The organism is Kitasatospora sp. MBT63, assembly GCF_000710465.2.
Taxonomy (GTDB): domain Bacteria; phylum Actinomycetota; class Actinomycetes; order Streptomycetales; family Streptomycetaceae; genus Kitasatospora.
The window spans coordinates 1-13899 of the sequence record NZ_JAIZ01000082.1; the positions used below are offsets into that span (position 1 = coordinate 1).

Below are 13899 nucleotides of genomic sequence, written 5' to 3' on the forward strand. Positions count from 1 at the left end.
ACCGGCGGGTCGGGGCGCGGGTCGCCCGGGCGGGCCGGGCCCGGGGGCCGGACGGGTTCGGGTGGGACCGGGACCGGGTCGGGCGGCAGCGGGCCGACGTCGGGCCCGGGCGGTACGGGGATGGAGGGCATGGTCCGGTTCCTCCTCGGTTCTCGTCGCCGTCCGCACCCGGGCGTCAGGCGTCCCGGTGCCCGAGTGCGTCGGAGAGCTGCTTCTTGTCCATCTTCGAGCGGCCCTTGAGATTGCGCTTCCGCGCCTCGTTGTAGAGCTGCTGGTACGTTCGCCCGCCGGGGCCCTGGTGCGACCGGAGGCCGCCGCGCCGGCCGGAGGAGATGTCCTGCAGTGAGCTGCGGCCGGCGGTCCTGGACTCGCCGTGGCGGGCGCGCTCCTTGTTGACCGTCCGGGCGGCGATCTCCTCGGCGGTGTCCTCGTCGCGGCCGCGCTCCAGCAGGCCTTCCTTGATGTGTTCGTACTGGCGTTCGCGCTTGGGGCTCGCTCCACGGGGCATGGCGGCTGCTCCTCTCCGTCCGACGCGTTCCGAGGTCCGCTCGGGCTTGCGCCTGCGCGCCTACCCGGGTGGCGTTCCGGCATGCGCCCGTTCCAGATCGGCTCGGATCTTTTGTGGACAAGTAGGGTGGATCGGGCGTGATCGGCGTACGGCCGGGTAGACCGGTCAGATGGAGGTGCAGTCTCTTCTGCCCGCCTCCCGCCGTCGGCCCGCGCGGCTCAGCCCGGGCCGGGCGGTACCACGAGCTCCCCTCCCCGGGCGTCCCCGGCCCGCGCCGGAGCACGCCGGAGAGCCGGAGCCCCGAGACCCCGCAGGGAGCTGAACGTCGTGCTCACCGCCAGCATCACCCTGACCGCAGACCGTACGGGCGCGCCCGCCGGGACCCCGCCGCGTGAGAGCGCGCCCGAACCGGCCCCGGCCCAGGCCCAGTCCCCGGACCCGGACCTGACCGCCGAAGCCGTCGCCGCGGCGCGCCCCACCCCCGAGCAGCTGCGTTCGATGGGCAAGACCGAGGCGCGCGCGCTCAGTGACGCGCTGTTCCGGCGCCTGGCGGGTCTGGAGCGGGAGAGCCGGGACTACAGCTACGTCCGCGGCACGATCATCGAGCTGAACATGCCGCTGGTCCGCTTCGTGGCCGCCCGCTTCCGCCACCGCAGCGAGGAGCTGGACGACATCCTCCAGGTCGGCACCGTCGGCCTGATCAAGGCCGTGGACGGCTTCGACCCCGACCGCGGCGTGGAGTTCCTGACGTACGCCGTCCCCACCATCACCGGCGAGGTGAAGCGGTTCTTCCGGGACACCTCCTGGCCGGTCCGGGTGCCGCGCAGCATGCAGGAGATGTACCTGGTGACCGCCCGCGGCTCCGACCGCCTGGAACAGCGGCTCGGCCGGCCGCCCACCCAGGCCGAACTGGCCACCGAACTCGACCTCGCCCCCGAACAGGTCGCCGCCGGCCTGACGGCCGCCCGCCTCTGCCGCACCCACTCGCTGGACGCCCCGGGCACCGACGACGCCGACGACGGCGGCGGCGCCCTGGGCGAGCGTCTCGGCCACTGCGACCCGGACCTGGACCTGGTGGAGTTCCGGGTGGCCGTCCGGCCGCTGCTGCACGAGCTGGCGCCGCGCGAGCGCGCCGTGCTGCTGGCCCGGTTCTGGGGCGATCACACCCAGTCCGAGATCGCCGCCGAGATCGGCGTCTCGCAGATGCAGGTCTCCCGGCTGCTCGCCGGGATCCTCGGCCGGCTGCGCGAACGGCTGGAGGACGCCGACGCGGACGGGACGACCGGCGGCGAGGCGACACCCTGACCCGCCGAGGGGCGCAGCACGCCGCCGGCGACCATGGCGACCGCGCCCCCGTCAGTGGTGCAGCCCCTGGTACACCCGGTCCAGCCGGCCCGCCACCACCGGCCAGGAGTGCTCCGCCCGGGCCCGGTCGAGGCCCGCGACGCCGAGCGCCTGGCGCAGCGCCGGGTCGTCCAGCAGCCGCCGGACCGCCTTGGCCAGCAGGTCGGGGCGGTCCGGCGGGACCAGCAGCCCGGTCACGTCGTCCACCACCAGACTGCGCAGCGCCCCCACGGCGCCGGCCACCACCGGCACGGCGCAGGCCATCGCCTCCAGGGCGACCGTCCCGGACGGGTCGGTCTGCGGCGCGGTGACCAGGATGTCGCTGGAGCGCAGCAGCGCCGGTACGGCCTCGTGCGGGACCTCGGGCACCTGCCGGACCTCGCCGTCCGCGCCCGAGCCTGAACCCGCGCCCGTGCCCGCGCCCGCACCTGCGCCCGGGCCGGTGTCGCCCGCCCGGCCGCCGACCACCACCAGCTGGGCCTCGGGCACCTCGGCCGCCGCCCGGATGGCCGCGCCGACGCTGGCGGCCGACCGGCCGCCGTCCAGGCACAGCAGCTGGGCCACCTCGTGCGGCGGGTGACGGCCCGCGGGGGCGAAGCGTTCGGTGTCCACGCCCTGCGGCAGCAGCATCACGCGGCCGTGCCGCGCGCCCAGCCGCCGCAGCACCCGGGCCTCCTCCGGTGACCGGGCGACGACCGCGTCCGCGCTGCGCGCCACGGCGCTCTGCAGCCGGTGCGCGCTCCCGGCCATGGAGGCGGGCAGCGAGCCCTCGTCGGGGAGGACGGCGATCCGCTCGTGGACGGTGAAGAGGTTCTTGACGCTGCGCGCGGCGACCAGCACGGCCAGCCCGGCGTCCAGCCCGATCGCGTGCGCGACCTCCGGGGGGTCGGCGCGCCAGCCATGCTCCAGCTGGTCGGCCATGGCGGGGACCATTGCGAGCAGTGCCTCGGTGCCGGCGCCGTCCGTCGGGGGTGAGTCGAGCGGCCGGATAACGACCTCGGGGGGCAACTCGTACCCGGCCGGCAGCGCCGCCTCCCACCGGCCGGTCAGGGTCACCCGGTGGCCGATCGCCGCCAGTGCCCCGGCCATGGCGAGCAGCCGCTCGGGTACCGCGTCGTCGGTGGGGCGGCGTCCTCCGGAGACGATGGCGATGTGCATCCCAGACTCCGATCGACAGTCCGATCAACAGACCGTATGCCCGACTCCTGACCGGTCGGCCGCACCCTGAAACCCCCCGGGCCGCAGCGACCGGGCGAATCGCGGCGGCGGCGGATCTATGGTGGAGGGGCGAAATCCCGGCGAGGCGAGGGAGCGGAGCCGATGGACTCCGACACCGGCAGGACGACCGGACGGCTGACCGTGTCCGCACACCCCTGGGAGTCGGGCGTGCTGGTCCGCCCGGACGGCGAGCTGGACCATGAGACCGCGGAGCCCCTGGAACGCGCGCTGCACGCGGCTCGGACGGCCGGGCCCGGCGGGCGGACCGTGGTCGACTGCGAGGGACTCCTGTTCTGCGACTCCACCGGACTCAACCTGCTGCTGAACGCCCGCTCGGCGGCGCGCGAGGGCGGCGGCGACCTGGTGCTGGCCCGGCCCGCGCCGATGGTCGCCCGGATGCTGGAGGTCACCGGCACCCAGGAGGTCTTCGAGGTGTACGGCACGCTGGACGAGGCCCTCGCGGGTCCGGGCGGCCGCTGATGGACACCGCCCGCCCCGCCGCCGCGTACCCCCCGGTCGGCCAGGTACGTCGGCTGCTGCTGGGCGAGCCGCGCGGATCGGTCGGCCGCTCCCGGGCGTTCGCGCTCACCGCGCTGGAGGACTGGGGCTGGCTGCCGGCCGCCGACCGGGAGGGGCAGGAGCTGGCCGGGGACGTCCTGCTGCTGGTCACCGAACTGGTCACCAACGCCTGCCTGCACGCCGGCGGGCCGAACGAACTCGCCCTGGTGTCGGCCGGGCCGGCGATCCGGGTGGAGGTCTCCGACGGCAGCCGCGAGCTGCCGCGCCTGGCCGCCGGCCAGCACCCCGGCATTCCCAGCGGCCACGGACTCCGGGTGGTCGACCGGCTCGCCGCCGACTGGGGGTACGCGCTGCACGAGCACGGCAAGACGGTGTGGCTGGAGGTGGCCCCGCGGCCGAGCAGAGCCCCCGCGGCCGGGCGCCCGCGGTCAGGCGCCGACGTACGCCGCGAGGTGCTCGCCGGTGAGGGTGGAGCGGGCGGCCACCAGGTCGGCGGGCGTGCCCTCGAAGACGATCCGGCCGCCGTCGTGGCCGGCGCCCGGACCGAGGTCGATGATCCAGTCGGCGTGCGCCATGACCGCCTGGTGGTGCTCGATCACGATGACCGACTTCCCGGCGTCCACCAGCCGGTCGAGCAGGCCCAGCAGTTGCTCCACATCGGCCAGGTGCAGACCCGTGGTCGGCTCGTCCAGCACGTAGACACCGCCCTTGTCGCCCATGTGCGTGGCCAGCTTGAGCCGCTGCCGCTCGCCGCCGGACAGCGTGGTGAGCGGCTGCCCGAGGCCGAGGTAGCCGAGCCCGACATCGGCGAGCCGGACCAGGATGCGGTGCGCCGCCGGGGTGTGGGCCTCGCCCGCGCCGAAGAACTCCTCCGCCTCGGTCACCGACATCGCCAGCACCTCGCTGATGTCCCGCCCGCCGAGCCGGTACTCCAGCACCGACGCCTGGAACCGCCGGCCCTCGCACTCCTCGCATACGGTCGCGACGCCCGCCATCATCGCGAGGTCGGTGTACACCACGCCGATGCCGTTGCAGGTGGGGCAGGCCCCCTCGGAGTTGGCGCTGAACAGCGCCGGCTTCACGCCGTTGGCCTTCGCGAACGCCTTGCGGATCGGGTCCAGCAGACCCGTGTACGTCGCCGGGTTGCTCCGCCGCGAGCCGCCGATCGCGCCCTGGTCGACCGAGACCACACCGGCCTCCTCCGCCCCCGGGCCCTTGACCAGCGACCCCTGCACCAGCGAACTCTTTCCGGAGCCCGCCACACCGGTGATCACGGTGAGCACCCCGAGCGGGATGTCCACGTCGACGTCGCGCAGGTTGTTCGCGCTCGCGCCGCGGACCTCCAGCGCGCCGGTCGGCGTCCGCACCGACTCCTTCAGCGACGCCCGGTCGTCGAGGTGGCGTCCGGTGACGGTGTCCGAGGCCCGCAGTCCCTCGAGGGAGCCCTCGAAGCAGACCGTGCCGCCCGCCGAACCGGCACCGGGGCCGAGGTCGACCACGTGGTCGGCGATCGCGATCAGCTCCGGCTTGTGCTCCACCACGAGCACGGTGTTGCCCTTGTCCCGCAGGCGCAGCAGCAGGCCGTTCATCCGCTGGATGTCGTGCGGGTGCAGGCCGATGGTCGGCTCGTCGAAGACGTAGGTCACGTCCGTGAGCGAGGAGCCGAGGTGGCGGATCATCTTGACGCGCTGCGCCTCGCCGCCCGACAGCGTCCCGGCCGGCCGGTCGAGCGAGAGGTACCCCAGGCCGATCTCCACGAACGAGTCCAGGCTCTGCCCGAGCGCGGTCAGCAGCGGCGCCACCGACGGCTCGTCCAGGCCGCGGACCCACTCCGCGAGGTCCCGGATCTCCATCGAACAGGCGTCGGCGATGCTGATCCGCCCGATCCTGGACGACCGGGCGCCCTCGCTGAGCCGGGTGCCGTCGCACTCGGGGCAGGTGGTGAAGGTGACCGCCCGCTCCACGAACGCCCGGATGTGCGGCTGCAGCGCCTCCTTGTCCTTGGACAGGAAGGACTTCTGGATCTTCGGGATCAGCCCCTCGTAGGTGAGGTTGACGCCCTCCACCTTCACCTTGGTCGGCTCCCGGTACAGGAAGTCGTGCATCTCCTTCTTGGTGTACTTGCGGATCGGCTTGTCCGGGTCGAGCAGGCCCGACTCGGCGTAGACCCGCACGGTCCAGAAGCTGTCCGACTTCCAGCCGGGGATGGTGAACGCGCCCTCGGCGAGCGACTTGGAGTCGTCGTACAGCTGGGTCAGGTCGATGTCGGTGACCGTGCCCCGGCCCTCGCAGCGCGGGCACATGCCGCCGGTGCGGTTGAAGGTCGCCTTCACGGCCTTCCGGGCGCCGCGCTCGACGGTGATCGCACCGCTCGCCCGGACCGAGGGGACGTTGAAGGCGTACGCCGAGGGCGGGCCGATCTGCGGGCTGCCGAGCCGGCTGAACAGGATCCGCAGCATCGCGTTGGCGTCGGTGGCGGTGCCGACCGTGGAGCGCGGATCGGCGCCCAGCCGCTGCTGGTCGACGCTGATCGCGGTGGTCAGCCCGTCCAGGACGTCCACCTCGGGCCGGGCCATGGTCGGCATGAAGCCCTGGACGAACGCGCTGTAGGTCTCGTTGATCAGCCGCTGCGACTCCGCCGCGATCGTGCCGAACACCAGCGAGGACTTGCCCGAACCGGAGACGCCGGTGAACACCGTCAGCCGGCGCTTCGGGATCTCGATGCTGACGTCCTTCAGGTTGTTCACGCGCGCGCCGTGCACGCGGATCAGATCGTGGCTGTCGGCACTGTGCGGCGCGGGCGACCGCGTGTCCGTCCCCGTGGCCTTGCTCATCGTCTCTCCATCCCGTCGGGCGGGGGCCGCCTCCGCGGCCCCCGCCGGCGTCGCCTGGCTCCGATCTAACCAGTCCGGGGTCAGCGGACCTCGTTGATGCGGACCAGGTTCCCGGCCGGATCCCGGAACGCGCAGTCACGGAACCCGTAGGGCTGCTCGGTCGGCTCCTGGACGACCTCGGCGCCGCCGCCCTTCAGCCGGGCGAAGGTGCCGTCGAGGTCGGCGGTGGCCAGGGTGATCCGGGCGTAGCTGCCCTTGGCCATCATCTCGGCGATGGTGCGGCGCTCGTCCTCGGTGATCCCGGGATCGGCGGCCGGCGGCTCCAGGACGACCGCGGTGCCGGGCCGGCCGGCCGGGCCGAGCGTGATCCAGCGCATCGCGCCCGCGCCGACGTCGTTGCGGACCTCGAGGCCGAGGAGGTCGCGGTAGAAGGCCAGCGAGGCCTCCGGGTCGTGGTGGGGGAGGAAGGTCCAGTGAATGCTGATGTCCATGGCCCTCAGGCTAGGCAGCCGCCGGACGCGGGGGCTTCTCCATTCCTGACCGGTTCCCCGCACCCACTCCCCGGCCGGTCCGGCCGCGCCGCGAACCACCGCCCCGGGCACGGCCGCTGTGGGAGACTGGCCGGGTGAGACGGCAGAGCCTCGACGACCTGGTCCGGTTGCGACGGGCCCGCGACCGGATGGACCGCGACTACGCCGAGCCGCTCGACGTACCGGCGCTGGCCCGCGAGGCGCTGATGTCCGCCGGCCACTTCTCCCGCAGCTTCCGCGCCGCCTACGGCGAGACGCCCTACAGCTACCTGATGACCCGTCGGATCGAGCGGGCCAAGGCGCTGCTGCGCCGCGGCGACCTCACCGTGACCGAGGTCTGCTTCGCGGTCGGCTGTACCTCGCTGGGCTCGTTCAGCTCGCGTTTCACCGAACTCGTCGGCGAGAGCCCGAGCGCCTACCGGGCCCGCGACCACGAGGACGGCGCCGCCATCCCCGCCTGCATCGCCAAGATCCACACCAGACCGGTCAGGAACGGAGAAGCATCCCCGGGCGGCCGGTCGTAGCGTGTACGCCATGAACATCAGCCTCTCCCAATGTTTCATCGCCGTCGACGACCACGACAAGGCGATCGCCTTCTACCGCGACGTGCTCGGCCTGGAGGTGCGCAACGACGTCGGGTTCGAGGGGATGCGCTGGGTGACCGTCGGCGCACCCTCGCAGCCCGACGTGAACGTGGTCCTCGAACCGCCCGCCGCCGACCCCAACGCCTCCCCGGCCGACCGGCTGGCCATGGCCGAGCTGATGGCCAAGGGCCTGCTGCGCGGCGTCATCTTCGGCACCGACGACTGCGACGCCACCTTCGAGCGGATCAGCGCCGCGGGCGGCGAGGTCCTCCAGGAGCCGATGGACCAGCCCTACGGCGTGCGGGACTGCGCCTTCCGCGACCCGGCCGGCAACATGCTGCGCTTCACCCAGCCCCTCGGGACCTGATCCCCGCCAACCCCGCCGCGGCCACTCCCGCGCCGCCGGCCCGGCCGGCGGCGCCCGGTCGCGCAGGCTCAGGGCGCCAGCTGCGCGGCCAGCTCCTGCTCGCTGCGCCGCTCGTCCGCCAGCAGCGACTCCATCAACTCCCGGGTCTGCCGGTCCTGGTCGCCCAGCCAGCCGATGATCGAGCGGTACGCGGCCACCACGATCCGGGTCGCCTGGAGGTTCTGCTCCCACAGCGTGCGCAGCGCCGAGGCGTCGGTCACCGAGTAGTCGGTGTGGGCGCGCTGGGCGAGGGTGGCGGGGTCGAAGTTGGGGCGCCCGCCGAGCTGGGTGATCCGGTCCGCGACCGCCGTCGCGTGCCGCATCGCCCGCTCCGCTAGCGCGTCGAACCGGTCGCTCGCCGCCGAACGGTCGCCGCGGCGGGCGGTCACCGAGTGCCGGGTGTACCGCAGCCACGCAACCACCTCAGCCGCCACGACATCGTTCAGCACACTGATCACGCGCTCGGTGTCGAGGCCCGCGCGGTCGGCCACCGGACCGGCGGCGATGGTCCGCAGGGCCTCCCGGCTGATCCGGTCGACGTCCAGCGCCAGGCTGTCGCTCATCCCAGTCCTCCTCGTCCGCCCCGGCCGGGTCGCCCGGCCCCCGGGTCGAGCGTATGTCCGTACGGCCGACCTGGAAACCGGTCGGCACCGGCAGTAACCGGCCGATACCAGGACAGTTGGCACTCAATCGCCGCGAACCGACCGAAACCGGCCGGAACAGGTTGGAACCGCCTCCGCCCGGGTAGCGGGCCAACAGAGGGGCCGTCGCCGACGGGTACGGAGGTGGCGACGATGGACGGATCGTCGATGTCCGGGCAGGAACGGCAGATCCTGCAGTCGATCGAGGAGCACCTGCGCAGCGACACCCGGCTCGACCGGCGGCTCAGCACCATGACCCCGGCCTGGACGGTCCGCGCGCGGACCGCGCTGCTCGCCGTGCGGGCGACGACGGTGGTCATGCTGCTGATGGGCGCCGCACTGTGCCTGGCGGCGGCCGTCCGGGAGCCTACGGCGGCCGTCCTGGTCGTCCTCGGGCTGGCCTGGGCGGCGGCGCTGACCGCCCTCGCGGGGCTGATCGGCCGGCGACGGCGGCGCACCCGGTGAGCCGGGAGCGGGATCGCCCGCCTGTTTCGGCTCGCCGCCGCCGGGCACACGGGCCGCGTGACGCCCGCGCCCGCAACGGCCTGACGGCCGATGGAAGGAGTCGAGGCCCGTATGACGCCCCCGACCCGAGTGACGACCACCGTCCCCGCCCTCCTCCTGCTCGCCCCGGCCATCGAGCTGCCGGTCAGGTCGACCTGGACCCACGACCCCCGCGACCCGTTCGCCGTGCACGTCGACTTCCACGTCCCCGCCGGCGCCCCCGAGCACTGGGTGTTCGCCCGTGACCTGCTCGCCGAGGGCCTGGGCGTGCCGGCCGGCCAGGGCGACGTCCTGATCGAACCGGAGATCGGCCACCGCCACGTCCTGCTGCTGCTGCGCGGGGTGGACGGTTCGACGGCCGTGCTGCGCACCCCGAGCGCTGCACTGGAGGAGTTCCTGCAGCGCAGCTTCGCCGGGGTCCCGAGCGGGCGCGAGCAGTACCGGGCGGACCTCGACGGCTGGATCAGGCAGACCTTGGACGACGACGGCCGCCGGCCCACCACCGGCACCGGGACCCGGGCGGAAGACCCGAGACCGTGACGCGTGGACCGCCGTCTCCCGGGCAGACGCCCGGGGGACCGACCCCGGAAGACTCCCGGAAGGGGACACCCGGATGATTCTGCTCGGAGTACTGCTGCTCGCCGCGGCGGGCGCCTTCACCGGCCTGCTGATCGCGGACAACCTCGGCGGCGGCCCGGACTACACGGCGACCGTCCTCGGCACCGAGGTGGCCACCGTGGACAGCCTCACCGCCTTCCTCGCCGGCATCGCACTGACCCTCCTGGTCGGCCTCGGCGGTCTGCTGATCGCCGCCGGGGTCCGCCGCTCCCGCCGCCGCTCCGCCGAACTCCGCACCGCCCGGGCCGCCGCCGGTCGGACCGCGCCGGCGGCCTACACCGGGGCCTACCCGGGGACCGGCACCGACCCCGTCGAGCCCGTCGACCCCGTCGAGGCGGCCGGACCGGCCGGACCGGACCCGGACACCCGGCCGGGCGAGCCCGGTGAGTACGGATCCAGCGCACTACCGGGAGGCGGACGCCGCCGCCACGGCCTGGTCCACCGGACCGGCCACTGAACCGGCCGCCGCTGCCGGGCGTCAGCGCACGCCCGGCCCGGTCCGCTCCTGGGCCCGCCGGAGCAGCACGGCCGGCAGCACCAGCCAGCAGATCCCGAACCAGAGCATCACCAGGCCCGCGACCAGCCACGCCGCAGCGTGCAGGCCGGCGACCCGCAGCAGCAGGAGCAGCGCGCCGCCGACCGTCAGCGCGAGCAGCGCCGCCCCGAGGGCGACCAGCCGGCTGACCGCGGTCACCATCTTCGACTTCAGATGGCGTCCCGCCAGCACCCGGTGGTAACCGACCGGCGCGATCAGCGTCCCGGTGGCCACGGCGCCGCAGGTCACCACGGCGACGTACAGGCCGCGGTCGAAGCCCTGCAGGGTGGCGAAGCGGGGGGTGAAGGCGACGGTCAGCATGAAACCGAACATGATCTGCGCACCGGTCTGCGCGATCCGCACCTCCTGCAGCAGATCTCCCCAGCGCCGGTCCGCCCGCTGCTCGGGGCTCTCGTGGCGGCTGTCGAGGGGCTCGTCCGAGGCGCCGGGCGGGCTGCCGGGAGGTTGGGCTGCCATGGACCGTCCGCCTCCTCTGTGCGCGGCGCGCCCGGCCGCGAGCGCCGGTCCCATCGCACCACGGCCCGGCCGCGTACGTGGCGAGGCCCGCCGACCGGCCGTCCACCGGTGGGCGGGATGTTGCCGTGCGTCAGTGGGGGCCGAAGCCGGGCAGCGCGCGGCCGCCGCCCGGTCCCGGGCGGGTGCCGCGCGGCGGTTCCAGTACCTGACAGCCGTGCGCGGCCAGTCGCCGACGGACCCGGTGCGCCTCGGTGTCGTCCAGGCTGAAGACCCAGGAACCCGGGATGAGCACCACGTGGAAGAGCCCCTCGGCCGCATGACCCAGCAGCTGTTCGAGCCGGGGCAGGGGATCGAACGACCGGCAGCCGTTGTCGATGAAGACGACGGGTTCCGGCAGTCCGAGCCGGTGCGCGTGGCGGCTGAGCATCTCCCGGTGCGCGGTCATCCGCCAGGTGTCGGCCGGATAGCAGCGCAGGTACGAGGCGGACCTCGTGCCGGTCGGATAGTGGTGGGCGGTCCTCATGGATGAGCTCCTCGGGGAGCGGGGGCCGCTGCGGTGCGGACCTCCGCGGTCTCCGTCCTGGGCTGCGCCCCGGCGCGGGTGGGACACGCGCGGGGCCGGGCGGAGGGCGGAGTCCGGCTGGCCGGTCCGGCGGGGGGACACGGACGGGCTTCACCGGTGGTTCGCGACCCGTGGGCCCGCCCGGCCGCAGGGCGGTCGGCGGGGCACGGTGCGAGCGGAGCCCGGTCGGGCGGAGCCGCCACGCTTGGCGCTGCGGCCTGCGCCGCCGGGTGGGATACACACGCGGCGGCGTCGGCCGAGGACGGTCGGGACCGGGTGCGGTCGGGTGCCGGCGTGGGGCCGACCTGCCGTCTTGTCGATTCAGTGTGGACGAACCTGGTGTTTCGCGTCCATACCGGTTGGGTAGAGCGCTCGGTCACACGCTGTTCCCGGGCCCTGCTCCGGGTCAGTCCGGGAGCAGCGCACTGCCCGGTGGCCACGGGCCGTCCGGGGGCATGTCGAGCCTCTCGGCGAGCGGGTGGCGCCAGGCCGGCGGGGTGAACGGCTCGCCCCAGTAATCGGTGATCCGGACGGCCCGGCCGTCGGCCGTCTCAGCGATCGAGACGTTGCGGTAGACCCGGCCGTCGCCGTAGTCGGTGCTCCACTCGACCACGACGGTGTCGCCGTGGGTGTGCCGCCGCCCGATCCCGATCCGCAGGCCGACGAAGTGCGACTCCACCTCGGCGATCCGGTCGCGGCCGCGGATCAGTTCGCCGCTCTGCGGCCACTGCCGGACCGCGTCCGGTGCGAGCGGGATCCCCAGGATGCGTTCGAGCCGGGTGTGGTGAGCGGCTTCTTCCGTCATGGCCCGCACCTTAGGCCCTGCCGGGCCCGCGCCTGCGGGGGCGCGACGGCGCGGCATCCGTACGGGGCCCGGGCCGCCCGCCGGGAAGGGTATAGTGAACGTCGTTCACGTGAACGACGTTCACTAAAGGATGCGGGAGGACCGATGGTGACCGAGACCGATGTCGTCGTGGTGGGGGCGGGCCCGACCGGACTGATGCTCGCGGCGGAACTGGCCCAGGCCGGCGTGCGGGTGGAACTCCTCGACCGGCGGACCGCGCGGCAGCGCAACTCCCGCGCGCTGACCCTGCACCCGCGCAGCCTCGAGGTGCTGGACCAGCGCGGCTGGGCCGACCGGGTCCTCGCCCTCGGCCGGACCGTGCCCGACTGGCACTTCGCCGGACTGGCCACCCGGCTGGACCTCACCGCCCTCGACACCCGCCCCGCCACACCCTCTTCCTCCCGCAGGACCGCACCGAGGAGGTGCTGGAAGAGCGGGCCGCCGGGCTCGGCGCCGCCCCGCGGCGCGGACACGACGTGCTGACGGTCCGTCAGGACGCCGACGCCGCCGAGGCCGAGGTGCGCGGCCCGGACGGCGCCGTACGGGAGATCCGGTCCGCCTACGTGGTGGGCTGCGACGGCGGGCGCAGCGTCGTACGGACCGCGGCCGGGATCGACTTCCCCGGCACCGACGAGACACTGACCGGGATGCTCGGCGACTTCGAGGTCATCGGCCCGGACGGGCCCGCCCTCGCCGCCGAACACGGCGTGCTGGCCGTCCCGATGGCCGGCGGCCTCACCCGGATCGTGCTGATCGACCCGGAGCGGATGCGGGTCCCCTCCGCCGAGCCGGTCACCCCCGACGAACTGCGCGCCGCCCTGGTGCGTGCCTGCGGCAGCGACCTCGGGGTGGCCCGGCCGCGCTGGCTGTCCCGCTTCGGCAACGCCACCCGGCTCGCCGCCCGCTACCGCCAGGGCCGGCTGCTGCTGGCCGGCGACGCCGCCCACATCCACTTCCCGGCGGCCGGACAGGGGCTCAACACCGGCCTCCAGGACGCCGCCAACCTGGGCTGGAAGCTGGCCGCCGAGGTCAACGGCTGGGCGCCGCCCGGCCTGCTCGACACCTACCACGACGAACGCCACCCGGTCGGCGCCGCAGTCACCGCCAACACCGAGGTGCAGACCCTGCTGTGGGAGCTGACCCTGGTGTCGCAGTACCGGCGGCCGGGGGCGGCGCTGCGCGACCTGATCGGCGGCCTGCTCGAACTGGCCCCCGTCAACCGCCGGATCGCCGGGCAGGTCGCCGGGCTCGACACCGTCTACCCGCCGTCCGCGCCCGACGCCGACCCGCTGACCGGGCACCGGATGCCCGACGTCCCGCTGGCCGCCCCGGGCTCGGCCGCGACCCGCGTCCACGAGCTGCTGCGGGACGGCCGGTTCGTCCTGCTCGACCTGACCGGCGACCGGGAATCGTTCGGCGACCGGGACACCTGCGGCGACCGGGCACCGGACGGGCCGGGGCCCGTCCGCGGCGGCTGGGCCCGGCGCGTCACCGCCCTCGCAGCCGCCACCCGCCGGGCACACCCCCTGCTGGCGGACGTCACCGAGGTGCTGGTGCGCCCCGACGGGCACGTGGCCTGGGCCACCCGCACCACCGCCCCGGACCGCCGCCGGGCCGAGCGGGTCCGGGCCCTCACCGCCTGGGCGGGACGGCCGGACGCCGGCCGCTGAGCCGGGCCGCCGCACCCGGCGGCCCGGCCTCCGCGCCCGGCCGCTTCGGTGGCGGATCGCTCAGCGGGCCGTACCGAGGTCCAGGGTCCACAGCGGCCCGCTCGC

General features: G+C 74.7%; 15 protein-coding genes and 1 pseudogene. 8 read left to right on the forward strand and 8 right to left on the reverse strand.

Translation table 11 applies throughout. The annotated features are described in order from the left end of the window. Positions 1-175 precede the first annotated feature (175 nt). A complete protein-coding gene (locus AA75_RS05635) occupies positions 176-508 on the reverse strand; it encodes a hypothetical protein (protein WP_033818646.1) in 333 nt (110 codons plus the stop codon). 327 nt (positions 509-835) lie between these two features. Between AA75_RS05635 and AA75_RS05640 the strand changes: the two genes are divergently transcribed. Beyond that, positions 836-1813: a SigB/SigF/SigG family RNA polymerase sigma factor gene (locus AA75_RS05640; protein ID WP_233288935.1), complete on the forward strand. Its 978-nt coding sequence runs from the start codon at positions 836-838 to the stop codon at positions 1811-1813. Between the two features lie 51 nt (positions 1814-1864). Here AA75_RS05640 and AA75_RS05645 read toward each other — a convergent pair whose 3' ends face one another. Beyond that, positions 1865-3010, reverse strand: a complete 1146-nt coding sequence (locus AA75_RS05645; protein ID WP_051811894.1) for a glycosyltransferase — start codon at positions 3008-3010, stop codon at positions 1865-1867. Positions 3011-3172: 162 nt separating this feature from the next. Between AA75_RS05645 and AA75_RS05650 the strand changes: the two genes are divergently transcribed. After that, positions 3173-3550, forward strand: coding sequence for an STAS domain-containing protein (locus tag AA75_RS05650; RefSeq protein WP_033818647.1), 378 nt, complete (start codon positions 3173-3175; stop codon positions 3548-3550). A 467-nt stretch (positions 3551-4017) separates the two neighbouring features. Here AA75_RS05650 and AA75_RS05655 read toward each other — a convergent pair whose 3' ends face one another. Both AA75_RS05655 and AA75_RS05660 read right to left on the reverse strand, forming a co-directional pair. Next, positions 4018-6423: an excinuclease ABC subunit UvrA gene (locus AA75_RS05655; protein WP_033818648.1), complete on the reverse strand. Its 2406-nt coding sequence runs from the start codon at positions 6421-6423 to the stop codon at positions 4018-4020. Between the two features lie 80 nt (positions 6424-6503). Continuing rightward, positions 6504-6914: a VOC family protein gene (locus AA75_RS05660; protein WP_033818649.1), complete on the reverse strand. Its 411-nt coding sequence runs from the start codon at positions 6912-6914 to the stop codon at positions 6504-6506. Between the two features lie 188 nt (positions 6915-7102). On the opposite strand from AA75_RS05660, the gene AA75_RS05665 reads away from it, so the two are divergent. Then, the gene (locus AA75_RS05665) at positions 7103-7477 is read left to right on the forward strand and encodes a helix-turn-helix transcriptional regulator (RefSeq protein ID WP_199520266.1); all 375 of its coding nucleotides are present in this window, start codon (positions 7103-7105) and stop codon (positions 7475-7477) included. A 10-nt stretch (positions 7478-7487) separates the two neighbouring features. After that, complete coding sequence (locus AA75_RS05670) at positions 7488-7904, forward strand: VOC family protein (protein WP_033818655.1); 417 nt, start codon at positions 7488-7490, stop codon at positions 7902-7904. A gap of 68 nt (positions 7905-7972) precedes the next feature. On the opposite strand, the gene AA75_RS05675 is transcribed toward AA75_RS05670, so the two are convergent. Continuing rightward, positions 7973-8506, reverse strand: a complete 534-nt coding sequence (locus AA75_RS05675) for a ferritin-like domain-containing protein (RefSeq protein ID WP_051811895.1) — start codon at positions 8504-8506, stop codon at positions 7973-7975. Between the two features lie 231 nt (positions 8507-8737). Here AA75_RS05675 and AA75_RS05680 point away from each other — a divergent pair, with 231 nt between their 5' ends. From AA75_RS05680 to AA75_RS50785, 3 genes are all read left to right on the forward strand, one after another. Further along, positions 8738-9049, forward strand: coding sequence for a DUF3040 domain-containing protein (locus AA75_RS05680; protein WP_033818651.1), 312 nt, complete (start codon positions 8738-8740; stop codon positions 9047-9049). A gap of 111 nt (positions 9050-9160) precedes the next feature. Further along, positions 9161-9628, forward strand: a complete 468-nt coding sequence (locus AA75_RS05685) for an SsgA family sporulation/cell division regulator (RefSeq protein ID WP_158515443.1) — start codon at positions 9161-9163, stop codon at positions 9626-9628. A gap of 73 nt (positions 9629-9701) precedes the next feature. Beyond that, the gene (locus AA75_RS50785) at positions 9702-10163 is read left to right on the forward strand and encodes a hypothetical protein (protein WP_063794282.1); all 462 of its coding nucleotides are present in this window, start codon (positions 9702-9704) and stop codon (positions 10161-10163) included. 21 nt (positions 10164-10184) lie between these two features. Here the strand turns inward: AA75_RS50785 and AA75_RS05695 are convergent, their stop codons facing one another. The 3 genes from AA75_RS05695 to AA75_RS05705 form a co-directional block, all read right to left on the reverse strand. Next, positions 10185-10718 carry a DUF6328 family protein gene (locus AA75_RS05695; RefSeq protein ID WP_051811897.1) on the reverse strand — a complete coding sequence of 178 codons (534 nt, stop codon included), beginning with the start codon at positions 10716-10718 and terminating at the stop codon, positions 10185-10187. 130 nt (positions 10719-10848) lie between these two features. Continuing rightward, entirely contained in the window at positions 10849-11241 is a 393-nt protein-coding gene (locus AA75_RS05700) for a hypothetical protein (RefSeq protein WP_033818652.1), read from the reverse strand. 445 nt (positions 11242-11686) lie between these two features. After that, positions 11687-12085, reverse strand: coding sequence for a nuclear transport factor 2 family protein (locus AA75_RS05705; RefSeq protein ID WP_051811898.1), 399 nt, complete (start codon positions 12083-12085; stop codon positions 11687-11689). Between AA75_RS05705 and AA75_RS05710 the strand changes: the two are divergent. Next, positions 12065-13794, forward strand: a pseudogene (locus AA75_RS05710) (FAD-dependent oxidoreductase). The gene AA75_RS05705 and the pseudogene AA75_RS05710 overlap by 21 nt on opposite strands. The last annotated feature ends 105 nt before the right edge of the window (positions 13795-13899 follow it).